This is a genomic window from Psychrobacillus sp. FSL K6-1464 (assembly GCF_038003145.1).
GTDB lineage: Bacteria > Bacillota > Bacilli > Bacillales_A > Planococcaceae > Psychrobacillus > Psychrobacillus psychrotolerans.
Window position 1 is genome coordinate 2,787,755 of sequence record NZ_JBBOOP010000001.1, and the last position, 12,789, is coordinate 2,800,543.

The 12,789-nt window shown below is 35.4% G+C and carries 14 protein-coding genes; 1 reads left to right on the forward strand and 13 read right to left on the reverse strand.

The features are described 5' to 3' along the window. Window positions 1–275 precede the first annotated feature (275 nt). From MKX39_RS14120 to MKX39_RS14170, 11 genes are all read right to left on the reverse strand, one after another. Complete coding sequence (locus MKX39_RS14120) at window positions 276–743, reverse strand: hypothetical protein (RefSeq protein ID WP_340769948.1); 468 nt, start codon at window positions 741–743, stop codon at window positions 276–278. A gap of 496 nt (window positions 744–1,239) precedes the next feature. Beyond that, entirely contained in the window at window positions 1,240–1,470 is a 231-nt protein-coding gene (locus tag MKX39_RS14125; protein ID WP_340769949.1) for an ATP-dependent Lon protease, read from the reverse strand. Between the two features lie 99 nt (window positions 1,471–1,569). Further along, a complete protein-coding gene (locus MKX39_RS14130) occupies window positions 1,570–1,719 on the reverse strand; it encodes a hypothetical protein (RefSeq protein ID WP_340769951.1) in 150 nt (49 codons plus the stop codon). A 441-nt stretch (window positions 1,720–2,160) separates the two neighbouring features. Then, window positions 2,161–2,592 (reverse strand): hypothetical protein, encoded by a 432-nt coding sequence (locus MKX39_RS14135; RefSeq protein ID WP_340769952.1) that lies wholly within the window; start codon window positions 2,590–2,592, stop codon window positions 2,161–2,163. A gap of 122 nt (window positions 2,593–2,714) precedes the next feature. After that, on the reverse strand, window positions 2,715–3,083 hold the full coding sequence (locus MKX39_RS14140) for an NUDIX hydrolase (protein ID WP_340769954.1): 369 nt from the start codon (window positions 3,081–3,083) through the stop codon (window positions 2,715–2,717). A 149-nt stretch (window positions 3,084–3,232) separates the two neighbouring features. Then, window positions 3,233–3,685: a hypothetical protein gene (locus tag MKX39_RS14145; protein WP_340769956.1), complete on the reverse strand. Its 453-nt coding sequence runs from the start codon at window positions 3,683–3,685 to the stop codon at window positions 3,233–3,235. 300 nt (window positions 3,686–3,985) lie between these two features. Further along, a complete protein-coding gene (locus MKX39_RS14150; RefSeq protein ID WP_340763246.1) occupies window positions 3,986–5,917 on the reverse strand; it encodes an ABC transporter permease in 1,932 nt (643 codons plus the stop codon). Beyond that, the gene (locus MKX39_RS14155; protein WP_093538616.1) at window positions 5,889–6,662 is read right to left on the reverse strand and encodes an ABC transporter ATP-binding protein; all 774 of its coding nucleotides are present in this window, start codon (window positions 6,660–6,662) and stop codon (window positions 5,889–5,891) included. The genes MKX39_RS14150 and MKX39_RS14155 overlap by 29 nt, the downstream gene beginning before the upstream one ends. Next, a complete protein-coding gene (locus tag MKX39_RS14160) occupies window positions 6,622–7,668 on the reverse strand; it encodes a sensor histidine kinase (RefSeq protein ID WP_340769958.1) in 1,047 nt (348 codons plus the stop codon). Before MKX39_RS14160 ends, MKX39_RS14155 begins: the two co-directional genes overlap by 41 nt. Window position 7,669: 1 nt before the next feature. Then, window positions 7,670–8,374, reverse strand: a complete 705-nt coding sequence (locus tag MKX39_RS14165) for a response regulator transcription factor (protein WP_093538614.1) — start codon at window positions 8,372–8,374, stop codon at window positions 7,670–7,672. Between the two features lie 81 nt (window positions 8,375–8,455). Further along, entirely contained in the window at window positions 8,456–9,448 is a 993-nt protein-coding gene (locus MKX39_RS14170) for a lipoate--protein ligase (RefSeq protein ID WP_340769960.1), read from the reverse strand. Window positions 9,449–9,570: 122 nt separating this feature from the next. Between MKX39_RS14170 and yhfH the strand changes: the two genes are divergently transcribed. Beyond that, window positions 9,571–9,696, forward strand: coding sequence for a protein YhfH (gene yhfH, locus MKX39_RS14175; RefSeq protein WP_093538612.1), 126 nt, complete (start codon window positions 9,571–9,573; stop codon window positions 9,694–9,696). Between the two features lie 202 nt (window positions 9,697–9,898). Here yhfH and MKX39_RS14180 read toward each other — a convergent pair whose 3' ends face one another. Together MKX39_RS14180 and MKX39_RS14185 are read right to left on the reverse strand one after the other, a co-directional pair. Then, a complete protein-coding gene (locus MKX39_RS14180; RefSeq protein WP_340769964.1) occupies window positions 9,899–12,088 on the reverse strand; it encodes a YhgE/Pip domain-containing protein in 2,190 nt (729 codons plus the stop codon). A gap of 67 nt (window positions 12,089–12,155) precedes the next feature. Further along, on the reverse strand, window positions 12,156–12,725 hold the full coding sequence (locus MKX39_RS14185) for a TetR/AcrR family transcriptional regulator (protein WP_340769966.1): 570 nt from the start codon (window positions 12,723–12,725) through the stop codon (window positions 12,156–12,158). Window positions 12,726–12,789: the final 64 nt, after the last annotated feature.

Below are 12,789 nucleotides of genomic sequence, written 5' to 3' on the forward strand. Positions count from 1 at the left end.
TGTAATGCAATCCACCTTGTTTAAATACTTTCTTATTAAACTAAAGCACCTCGTTAGTTGAATAAGAAATTTTCATCTTTTTACCAATTAAATATCAAGTCTTACCATATTAGTTCTATTATCGTTGAAATTATAAAATATGATATTAATCCTAATAAAAATATTTTTATAGTTCCTTTGTTAATATATTTTTTCATCTTAACTACTCCCTTCCCCCATACAGCCTATGCAGTTGAAGAAGTCTTATTGAAGTAATGCACCCGTTAGTAAAAACATCAAGAAAAATATTTTGTATAATCAATGAAGCGAATGAGAAATTCCTTCAGATTAGCATGCATTTCTTTTAAATCTCCATATATATTTTTCTCAGCTAAATAATACCCATCTGATAAAAAATGAATTTCCATCTCAATCCCCTCACAACTATCTGGTAAATATTTGATTAACTTGTCCATTTTTTGAATTACGAAAGCCATATCTTCTGGAGTATTTAGATATTGATTTAATAATCCAAGTACTATCTTGGGAGGCAGGTCGTTATCAAAATCTCCTCTGATTTCCATTAAACTTAAAGTAATATCCTCTAACTTTTTCTTAGCCGACAATGACAATTCAATAATTTCATAAGGTGGGGTATCGTATTGTTCAATTACATTGTCAGCCCATTTCATAATATCTTCGATTGTTTGAAGTCCTATTGAAACACCTATTCTATATACCTCTGCACTTAATTTGATATCCATCAGTAAACCCCTTTTCAGATAATTCCTTGTTTAACTAAACTGCCGCGTTAGCCATCCATGCAGCAAAAAACGCTGCACCACAGAGGATGAAAATTGTTTCAGAAGGGTATAGATAAGTATGGCTGGCGAAGAAGGTCGATGAACTTTGGTGCCTTAGAGCCCTTCCGTTAGTCTGACTCCAACGACCACGGTGCATCACAGACTGTCGCACTCTATACGAGTAGCACTCATGGGAGATTAATCCTACTCTGGTTACTGCACCAGCCTTGCCTTTATTCTAAGAAGAACGGAGTTGGTTCCTGATTTACTCTTTAACTCCATATAAACATTCTGAAGGCTCAGCCTTTTTTTAAAAAAGCTTTTTCTGAGTCTCTTTTGATATGCAATTTTTATAGATTTCAAGCATTTTTTAATTTTCATGGGAGTTCAAAAAAGCTACCCATACAGGCAGCCGCTTGTTTAACTAAAGCACCCGTTAGTTGAAGAACATCATACATTAATTTTCTGTTTCTTTTTCGTCTCTCTCTTTTATATATCTTTCGTACGCCTCTTTCACCCTGTCATTGCTATTGGCTGGTACTATTTTTTTATGGATTTCATTAATTAAAATAAATGACCTGAAAATAACTCCGACAATAATCGCACATAAGATATAGATTCCAATAGGACCGAGGATAACCAAGATACCTAAAAGACCAGCTAATAGAATGGATAACAATAACTTCACAAAACTCCCCCTTAATCTGCCTACCTGTATTCCACAAAGAGCCATCTAGCAGCTCAACGATCTTTAACTAAAGCACCCGTTAGTTGAATAAGAACCTAATTACCAATCTGGTCCATCGTTAATATCACCCACTTTAAGTGTGAATACATTAGCATCTAGATTATTCTTTTCAACTGTCTCAAAGAAAATTGATTTTACCTTTTCTTGTTCGGATTCAGTAGCGTCTTTATTGTTTAAGACATATTTCACATGTACATCATCCACAGAATATGTCATAACCAAAGTCTGAAATTCATAACCTTTTTTCAATAATTCATCATCTACTTGTTTAAGTATTCCTCTATCTCCGTAGAGGGAATTTTCAATCTCAGCCGTTTTTTCTGCTTGTTCCTCAGGACTTAATATAGGTGGTACTTCAGATGTATCTCCTTTTGACGAGGCATTATTGATAAATAGAAAGGTTATAACAAATAAAAATACAATAGTCCCAATTAAAGTAATTTTACTCTTTTTCAGTTAGTACACTTCCTTTTTAACTTAAGTATATGCCTGTATAAGAGTTCGAAAAACACTTAATACGAGTTATTGACCTTAACTGTGTCTTTATTTGAATACGAAAAAAAGCTTTACTCCTTCTTGAAGTAAAGCACCCGTTAGTGAAAAGTACAACTCTGCAAAAAATCTTCTATTTTACACAGTCCCAATTGTTTTATTATCATTTGTTATACAGGCAAAATTGAGAATTAGTATATAGAACGGATAAACTATCAATCCTCCTATTGCTAAAAGACCAGTAACAGGATTGGGGGTATCTCCACCATTAGTTATTGGAAATAAAGATGCGATGACATAAATTAGAAGAACAAAATAGGGTACCCAAAGAATCACTGTGAAAAAGTTCGCCTTTCGTCCACGCAACCACTTTTTTGTTAAGAAAAGGATTAGTATTGTACCACCTATAATTTCAATAATAAGCGTTATGCCCGTCAGAATATTTACCGTACCAATTTTCCAATTTGTCAGTCTGCTAATTCTATACACATTTAACATAAGTTCAAGAGGAACAAATACCATAAGAGCGTACAGAATACTAACAACATTTAACTTTAAGAAATATTTCATATAATAAGCCCCCAATAATAATTAGCTCTTATTGAAACAAACTGCGGCTTTAATTCAAGAAGAAAAAATGCTTTACTCCTTCTTGAAGTATAGCACCCGTTAATAGAAAATAGATATTTTATTTACCTTATCGATTTTTGATACAAATCAAAAATTGGAAGCGTAATATTATCCCATTTAGTTTTATCATCAATTGACACCCAGGAAACATCAATTATATCTTCGTTATCCTCATTACTTTTATCTACAAACATTTTTCCGCCAACAATTTCAACTAAATAGGTAAATTTCGTTGATTCTGTATAAAGAAGTTCTTTGATTTTAACCTCATAACCAGTTTCTTCTTTTATTTCTCTTATGCAAGCATCTTCTGAAGATTCTCCTTTATGAATTCCACCACCTGGAAAATTCCATACAATTTCCCCACGTTGAACATGTTGTTGAACCATTAACACCATATTATCTTTTAAAACAAACCCTTGAGAAATCATAAAAACCTCCAATGCTTACTTTAGTTTAATAAGAAAAGTGAGATGTATTATCAGCCCTACATTTCACTAAAGCACCCGTTAGCTTAAGTACATTTCTTCACAATATTTTAGTTAAGTTCACAAAGACTTATCACTTTGGCTTAAGTCCCTTAGTTATTCACTTCCCATTTGAATTTTCCATTATTTTGCTTCAGTTGTTGTTTCACCAATTCTAATTCAGAGAAACTTAAGTTTGTTTTTTCTACAATCTCTTCGTTTGATTTACCTTCTTTTAAAAGTTCTCTTGCTTTCTCGTAACTTGATACCTCAAATTCAAAATAACCACGTAAGAGTTTGAGCTGCTCTCTTACGTCCTTTAATTCCACATAGCTTGTTGGTATCATGTGAACAAGTTCTTCATCCGTTTTTCCTAATTGAATCAGGCTTCTTGTGATTCGATACCTTTCATTTACAGTTCCTGTACCATAACCCAGACTATACCCGTCATCCCAAGCGGTATCATAGCATTCTTTACAATGAAGGCATTTGTCTTGGTCTTTCTTAACAAAACCTGTAAGAATGATTAAAGAAATTAATGTTAAAAGAAAAAATGCTTGTTTCATAAAGCCACACCTTTTTATCTTAGTATGACCTGTTCTTCGTTCAGTAATGAGTCAAATACGCATTATTCGTTTTTCTTCTTAAACTAACCTGCTGCGTTAGTTTAAGTACATTCTTTCACAAACTTTTAGATGCAGGTAAAATCCATAATGCTTTACTAAAAATCAATCTTTACCTTTAACATAGCCTTTATTTTTATATACAAATGGCACCGCACTAGCGATGCCATTTAATATACATTTTTATTTACATTACACTTCTTGCGATATTAACACCAATGGATAACCTTTCAACCTTCCTTTTTACTGAATATGAGCAATGTATCTCCAACGGATCAAAAAGAAATAAGAGACTTGAATAATCGTGAACGCTATTAACACGAGTAACATTTCCATCGCTATTGAAACGGCAGCTAGATCAACCCAAAAGGCTTGTAAAAACATAAATGAAAATGTACTATGCACCATAGCCAATCCCCAGGGCAAGAAAAACTGAGGGATTAACTGCCGATTTACGATTTTCACTAGCTCTCTATCCGTAACACCCATTCTCCGAAGTACATCATATTGTTTTTTGTCACGCTCAAGATCTGTATAAAGTTTAAAGTAAACAAAACTGCCAGCTGCAAGCAACAATACCGCTGCTACCAGTAGACCTGTAAATAACAATAAAGAAAACGTTGCCTGGATAAGTGAATAATTTAAACCAGGATTGGAGAAATAGAAGGAGTTGGGATTTGTATTTGAAGTACCCATGGACTGTGTCATAATTCTATCTAAATCTGTCCCAACATCCTTCGTCCGAAGCCACTCAGAAACGTGAAAAGCATAATAGGTTATGTTAGATTCCCTCAAGCCATGCCCATATAAAGGCTCGGTTATCAGCCCATAATCCTCATCACTAATGATTAATGATTTATCTCCAAGAGCAAGTGAAGGGAAAATCACCTGTTTATAGACTCCTTTAATTTGAATTGGCACATTACTTTCTTCTAACACTGTTTGCTCATCTTCTGTTCTTATTTCTTCAGATGCCTCACGCTTATTCGGAATGACCAATGCTTCCCCATTTTGAAGGTCAATCAATGGAATCTTCAATGCAACCGCCAAACTATTCACTTCTGATTCCTTTATAAGATTTACACGGCTACGTAAATTGGAGGAAGTTTGTTTTTTTACGGTGAACTTAACCAACTCGTAGGATAACCCTTCCTTTTGGAGTTCCTGAGATAATTTCATCACATGCTCTTCCTCAAAAGGATTGTCCCAATTACTAGTGTAAAAAATACTAATCGGGTTCATCTCCCGATATTGCGCTGTAAAAGATGTAAACGAAGTCACGACTCCAACCGAAAGAAAGGCTAAAGTCGAAACAAGCGTTACTATAAAAAACATTCGAGCATTTTCTCTAATTTTTATAGAAGCTTCTGCAAAAGCTATTAATCGGAAAGAATGCCAATATAAATTCTTACGCTTTCGTATAACTCCTAAAATATACAAAATACTGTCGGTATAGAACAGATAAGTACCTATAAAAGCCAGTATAATAATGACTACGCTCAGGTAAACCTTAAGTTGAAATAGTGAAAATATTACTAAACTATAAGCCGTTAAAAGTAGCAATAACCCTAAAACTGCTCTACCCTTGCTGTAATTCTCCTGTTCATTTTGCTTACTATATCCTTTCAACAATTGAATAATATTCTTTTTACGAATAAATACTGAACTACCAAACGAAATAATAATATACAAAGATAAAAATACAAGAATAGTTAATGTAAAGGGTTTCCATGACATATATAACGGCAGACTATCTAGTAAAAACATTTCACGAATAACCATAAAGAAAAATTTAGAAAAGGCAAATCCGAAAAAGATACCTACAGATGTGGATACAACGCCTAAAATCATTGTCTCTAAAAAAATCATCCGATTCAGCTGACGCTTGTCCATTCCTAAGTTAAGAAGTACTCCAAATTCATGCGACCGTGCCTGTAAAAAAGCGCTCATCGAGTAAAACAAAAAAAACAAAGTAAATATTATTAGAATTACCTGCGCAATGAACATTCCACCAAATGCAATATTTTGCAAAAATTGATCTTCAATATTAGGGTGAAACATTAACATAGAGTAAACAAAAAATACTAAAACTGAAAAAATACTAGCTAGTAAAAATGCAGCATATACCCGCGCATTACGAATGACATTATGATAAGCGAATTGTTGAAAGGTCATTTACATTTCCACCTAGTAATGATAAGACATTTAAAATACGTTGAAAGAACGTTTGTCTGCGGTCATCTTTATAAATTTCATTAAAATATTCGCCGTCTTTTATAAATAGAACTCGATCACAATAACTCGCAGCAATCGGATCATGTGTCACCATAATGATGGTTGTTTTACTTTTTTTGTTTACATTAGATAGTAGTTCTAATACATCCTTTGCAGCTTTTGAATCTAGATTTCCAGTTGGTTCATCTGCCAGTATGATGGAGGGCTCATGTATTAATGCTCGTCCAATAGCAGTTCTTTGCGCCTGTCCGCCTGAAATTTCAAATGGACGCTTTTCTAAAATAGAGGTTAGGTCAAGCTGTTCCGCAATCTTATTAACTTTCTCTTTCATGACACTTACCGGCTGACCATCTAAAGTTAGAGGTAAGACCATATTCTCTTCCACTGTTAACGCAGGAAGTAAATTAAAATCCTGAAATACAAAGCCAAGCTGTCTTCTACGGAATAGGGATAGATCATTGCTTTTCAACTGCAATGGATCCAGACCGTTAATCATTATATCTCCAGAAGTCGGGCGATCTATTGTTGATATTAGATTTAGTAATGTTGTTTTGCCACTCCCTGAAGGTCCCATAACTGCTAGAAACTCACCCTTTTCAACCTCGAAGCTCAGTTGATTGATCGCTAGATGCGCTACTTTTCCTTCATAAACCTTCGTTATTTCTTCCAGCATCAATATCGACATCGAGCTCACCTCGTTCTGTAGATTCATGTTGTTCAAAAATAATAGATACAGTAGTTCCATCTCCAACAGTGGATGTGATTTGAAGCTCATGTCCTAACCTGTGACAAATTTCTTGAGCCAAATATAATCCCATGCCAGTAGATTCTCCCGTTTTCCTTCCATTTTCTCCAGTGAAGAAGGCTTTCGTTACCCTTTTCATGTCAGAGCCAGGAATACCAATTCCCTCATCTCGCACGGACAAAATTACTTGGTTATGTTCAAAGGTGGTTTCAAAGTATACCTTTTTGTTTTCTTCAAATGTATATTTAATAGCATTTGTTATAAATTGAGCTATTACAAATCGTAACCATTTTGAATCTGAAGTAATCACACATTCTTCTGCAATGGAAATGACTGGGAACACATGACTTCCTATAAACAAACGCTTATTACTCGAAACCACTTCGGTAACAAGTTGCTTTATATCAATTTGTTCAATATGCATATCTTCTTCAAATGTATCTAATCGTGCGTTCATCAGAACTGCTTCGAGACCACGCTTCAGACGATCCATTTCCTCCGAAACACCAACTGCATCAACTTGATCATTCCCTTGCGTCATTAACTCGATAACGGAAATAGGTGTTTTCATCTGATGCACCCAACTATTCATAAATTGGAGATGTCTATTTTGCCTCGCATATAAAAGCTGTACTTCCTTTTGATACAGACGGTAAATATGCTGCAAGTACGTCTCTACTTGTTTGATCTCTGCGGACTGCGACTCTCGTTGTAAGACACCCTCTATTTCAGTAGGTACAGAAAGAATCTTTTTATAAAATGCATACTTTTTTACAAATAAGGTCCCTAAAAAGGTCATTGTCAATATACTCGTAATAACTATAGAATACACTGCAGTATCAACATTTCGGAAGCCATCTAGCCAATACAATAGCATGACAAATAATACTAATAAAACCTGAAACACTAAAAAAACTAAATGCTCCTTTATGAACAATCGAATCATATTATGACTCCTCCGGGCTTAGGATTAATCTATATCCCGCTCCTCTTACCGTCTCAATCGTTGATATAACCTTATAGTCACTTAACTTTTTTCGAACTCTTGTCATATTTACATTTAATGTATTCTCATCCACGAATGACTGGTCATCCCACAGCTCCTCTAGTAGCTGCTCTCTGGTCACAAGCTTCGGATGATTGCGTAACAATAATTCCAATATTGTACACTCTTTCTTTTGAAGCGGAATTTCACCATTGGGCGTATGTAACTCCATACGCTCCATATAAAGTTGAAGCCTGCCAACCTTCACAATTCTTTCTTCCTGCTTTGCAGCATATTCACCATACGTTCGTCTCAAATGACTTCTTATTTTAGCTAAGACGATTTCATAGTGAAAAGGCTTCGTGATAAAATCATCTCCACCATTTTCTAGAGCGAAAATTTGATCCATTTCTCCAGATCTCGCGGAAACAAATATAATCGGACAAGTCGTCAATTGACGCAATTGGCGACACCAATAATAGCCATCATAGGACGGTAAATTTATATCTAGTAAAACAATATGTGGATCAAATGCAGTAAACTCCTCTACTATTTGATCGAAGTTCTCTATAGTATGTACCTCATAATGATATTTCCTTAAAGTATCTGCAAGCAAAGATGCAATTTTTCGATCATCCTCTACTACTAACACACGATGCGTTGTCACAAATATCCTCCTCCACAAAAACAGTTCTTACTTTATCATATCAAAAAAGAGCCCAACATACGTCAGACTCTCTTCCATTTATCAATAAATTAATTGAACAAGCTCTTCTTTTGTAATACCACCGAAGTATTTAGGTACGTCTACGTTTGCTAACGCCGCTTCTATGCCTTCTTTGCTATATGGTTTGCCAGTTAGTAGCTGTTCTACTTCCGCCATATCACCTACACCGAAGAAGTCGCCGAAGATTTTCACTTCTTCCATCATTCCTCTATTTACATCTAAACGCACATCTACTCCACCTACTGGGAAGCGATGTGAATGTTTCATATTAAATTTAGGTGATTTACCGTAATTCCAATCCCATTGCTGGTAACGTTCTTCTGAAAGCTTGTGGATATTTTCCCAGTCCTGCTCTGTTAACTCCCAATACTGGATATTTTCTTCTCCTTCAAAAATAGAAGCAAGAATTTCTAAACGGAACTGTTCGATTGTCATAGGATTATCTAACAGCTCTTTGATGTTTGTTACGCGACTTCGAATAGATTTAATACCTTTAGATTCAATTTTTTCTTTACTTACTTTTAAAGCTGATACAACAGCATCTATATCTGTATCAAACATTAATGTTCCGTGGCTGAACATTCGGCCACGAGTAGAGAATTGTGCATTGCCAGAGATTTTTTTACCTTCTGCCAAAATATCATTTCTTCCAGATAGCTCTGCATTTACACCCATTTTTGCAAGTGCCTCTATAACAGGCAGAGTGAACTTTTTAAAGTTACGGAAGCTTTCTCCATCATCCTTTGTTAAAAAGCTATAATTCAGGTTTCCTAAATCATGGTACACAGCTCCACCACCTGAAAGTCTTCGAACAGGAATAATCCCATTTTTCTCTACAAAATCAGTATTTATTTCTTCCACCGTATTTTGGTTTCTTCCAATAATAATGGAAGGCTGATTTATGTAAAACAGAAGAAAAGAATCCTTTTCTATGTCCATTGTGTTTAATGCATATTCCTCAATTGCTAAGTTAATGCGTGGATCTGTAATTCCTTTATTATCAATAAAATACATGTCCATCTCTCCTTTAACATTATTTTATCAAAATTTCAGACAATATGTTGACAAATTGAACTGTGTTATAATACAATAATAATAATAAAACCAGTTATATAACAGATGGAGGTGGAACAACTATGTTAGAAAACGTAATTGAATTTTTCCGTAACCTACCCGCGAAGAAATGTGCTACCTGTGGTGACACAATTGAAGAACAACATGAATGCTACGGGAACCACTGTGATAAATGTACAAAACTTTAATAATGGAAAGAACTACCCACTAGAAACCTCCCTTTCTAGTGGGATTTTTTGTTCGTAAAAAGGAACACATATGCAAACACCCCAAGAATGAAATCCTCGGGGTGTTGGCTATTAAATATAAAATAATTGCTTACAATTCAAGTTCACAGGATTTTGCTTTATTCAAAAAAACCCACCTCTTTTACGAGATGGGTTAAAAAGTTTAAGCTTCAACTGTTTCTTTAGAGTGGCGTTTTTTGAACATTAGCATGAAGTAACCAAAAGTTAAGGCAAAACATACTATCATAAACCCTAATAATACACTGTTAGTTGACCAGAAATTGCTCATGTTTCCTGTTGAAATGGATGCTTTAAAACTTTGGACTGAATAAGTCATCGGTAAGAATTTATTAAAGATTTGTAACGGCTGAGGTATTAGCTCCAATGGGAACGTACCTGCACTAGTTGTCAATTGAAGTATTAAGATGACAATTGCTACAAAGCGACCTGGGTCACCTAGTACTGTTACAAGTAATTGGACAATAGCCAAGTAGGTAAAGCTTGTAATGATTGTTGATAATATGAATAACCCTACACTTTGCGGCTCCAATTTTAAGGCAAACAAAGCGATAGCTACAACTACTAATGATTGAATTATCCCTACTATTGACAATACTGAGATCTTACTGAAAAACCAAGATGATCCGCTTGTAGGCTTAATAGCAGACTGCACGAATGGAAATACGATCGATATTAGTAATGCTCCAACAAATAATCCTAAAGATAAGAAGTATGGTGTAAATCCGGTACCATAGTTTGGTACTTCATTTACTCCTTCGACTTCCACATCTACTGGAGAAGCAACCATTTCGTAGGTTGACTCATTTGCTGATACCTCTTTAGACTTTTCACTAGCATCCTTTAAGCTGGATTGTAAAGTTCCAGTTCCTTCTGCTAATTGTTCTGTTCCCTCCGTTAATTTAGCGGAGCCAGATGCTAACTCTCCAGATTTCTCTGCCAATGTTCCAGTTCCAGTTTTTAACTGATTTGAGCCAGATGCTAACTCATTCAGACCAGCTACTAAACTAGAGGAGCCATTATATGCTTGTTGAATACCTGTTGTAAAATCGCTCATTTTAGATGCAAGTGTACTAGTACCAGTTGCTAAGCTTGCAGAACCCTCTATTAATGCACTAGAAGAGCCATTTAGTTTGGAAATCCCTTGCTGTGCTTGTGTATAACCGGCACTAAGCTGATTTGCCCCGCTGCTCACTTGAGTAGTACCTTTTTCTAGTGCAGCTGTACCATTAGCTAGCTTTTCAAGACCCGCTGATACTGTAGAACTACCCGTTTCTAACTGTTTCACTGTTTCAACTAGTTTTGCTGCCTGTTCTGCTGGTAATGACTCAGATAACTGAGTTAACTGTTGAGATAGTGCTTGAATCCCAGCAGTTACCTGAGTAGAACCTTCGGATAACTGATTCGTACTGTTATTAATAGTTGCACTGCTAGACTGTAATGTAGCTAAGGAATTTATTAATTCCTTTTCTTTTTCACTTAATAATTGATAGCTATCATTTAGTTTAGCTACGCCGCTTGTATATGTTTGAATTCCACTATTTAGTTGAGCTGCACCAGTAGCTGTTTGATTGACTCCGTCTGCTAATTGCTTTGAACCACCTGAAAGTGTTGATAGTCCACTATTTAACTCGGTTGAACCAGTTGCAGCTTTCTGTATGCCATTTGCAACTGTACTAGTACCATCTTGAAGCTTGATCGTACTGCTGGCCAATTGCTCTAAATAACCTTTTAAGTCAGATGCTCCCGTATTAATCTCTGCAGCACCATCTTTTAATTTACCAGCTCCATCCGAAGCCTCGGCAAATCCATCTCCCAATTTTGTAATAGAATCAAATAATTGCTCCGCATAGGTTTCAGAGACTTGCTTATTCACCTCTGCACGTATTCGGTCCATTGCAGTTTCCCCAATTTGAGAGGATAGGAAGTTATATCCTTCATTTGCTTTGTATGTTATTACCATCTTTTGGGGCTCTTCATCTAACAATGTTGTTGCATGTTGTGAAAAGTTTTCAGGAATCTCGATTAATAAATAATAGTCCTCATTTACTAATCCTTCGTCTGCGTCTTCTTTTGAAACAGAAATAAACTTAAACTGTTCACTTTCCTTTAACTTCTCTGATAGGTCGTCCCCTAACGATAGAGCAGTTTCATTATACGTAGCACCTTCGTCTGCATTTACTACTGCTACAGGTAGATCACTTAAGTTTGCATAGGGATCCCAAAATGCCCATAGGAACATTCCTGCGTACATAACAGGTATAAACAATACCGCTATTATAGAAATGAGTAACTTTCTATTTGTGAAAATATTTTTCCATTCTGATTTAATCATTAATATTCCCTCCTAGTACTGTATGACCAATTCGTTCAGTCGGTCAATTTTCTCCAAAAAATAAGTCTCAAATAATGAGACTATGAAAAATGGTATCTTGAAAAAAGTCTGTTATTTCCTTTTCTGTTAACGGTTTTTCGTGTGTTAGATTCCAGTCGTTAACGAACGCCAAATACCCTTTTAATAGTAAGTATGCAACGAGTTCACTATTTACTTGACGAATTTCTCCTGCATCAATATACTTATCAACCTTCTGTTTAATAAAGGAAACAATTGCTTGCTCAATTTGCGCCCTTACCTGTATTACTGCGGGGGTTCTCCATTCCTGTTCCTCTGCAATAATTTTAGCAAACAGTTGGTGAGTGTCCCGGAATTCTAGCATTTTCATCAAAGCGGCATATGCATTTTCTTGGAAAGAAGCTTCTTCATTAATCACTTTTGTCGCTTCCTGTTTCATCTCCGTAATTACACGAAGTACAATTTCTTGAAAAAGTACTTCTTTATTTTCAAAAAAGGTATATATTGTTCCTTTTCCTACATTTGCAATTTTAGCTATTTGCTCCATCGTTGTAGCTTTAAAGCCAAACAAGGAAAAGGATTTAGTTGCAGCTTCTAATATTTCCTGCCTGCGATCCATTCGCTACACCCCAATCTAAAAAATGACCAGAAAACCGTTTCGGTCATCTAGTCATTATAATACA

Excerpts from the sequence above, each read along its gene's own strand:
- MKX39_RS14120 (WP_340769948.1), bottom strand. The coding sequence starts at position 743 with ATGGATATCAAATTAAGTGCAGAGGTATATAGAATAGGTGTTTCAATA.
- MKX39_RS14135 (WP_340769952.1), bottom strand. The coding sequence starts at position 2,592 with ATGAAATATTTCTTAAAGTTAAATGTTGTTAGTATTCTGTACGCTCTT.
- MKX39_RS14140 (WP_340769954.1), bottom strand. The coding sequence starts at position 3,083 with ATGATTTCTCAAGGGTTTGTTTTAAAAGATAATATGGTGTTAATGGTT.
- MKX39_RS14145 (WP_340769956.1), bottom strand. The coding sequence starts at position 3,685 with ATGAAACAAGCATTTTTTCTTTTAACATTAATTTCTTTAATCATTCTT.
- MKX39_RS14150 (WP_340763246.1), bottom strand. The coding sequence starts at position 5,917 with ATGACCTTTCAACAATTCGCTTATCATAATGTCATTCGTAATGCGCGG.
- MKX39_RS14155 (WP_093538616.1), bottom strand. The coding sequence starts at position 6,662 with ATGTCGATATTGATGCTGGAAGAAATAACGAAGGTTTATGAAGGAAAA.
- MKX39_RS14160 (WP_340769958.1), bottom strand. The coding sequence starts at position 7,668 with ATGATTCGATTGTTCATAAAGGAGCATTTAGTTTTTTTAGTGTTTCAG.
- MKX39_RS14170 (WP_340769960.1), bottom strand. The coding sequence starts at position 9,448 with ATGTATTTTATTGATAATAAAGGAATTACAGATCCACGCATTAACTTA.
- yhfH (WP_093538612.1), top strand. The coding sequence starts at position 9,571 with ATGTTAGAAAACGTAATTGAATTTTTCCGTAACCTACCCGCGAAGAAA.
- MKX39_RS14180 (WP_340769964.1), bottom strand. The coding sequence starts at position 12,088 with ATGATTAAATCAGAATGGAAAAATATTTTCACAAATAGAAAGTTACTC.
- MKX39_RS14185 (WP_340769966.1), bottom strand. The coding sequence starts at position 12,725 with ATGGATCGCAGGCAGGAAATATTAGAAGCTGCAACTAAATCCTTTTCC.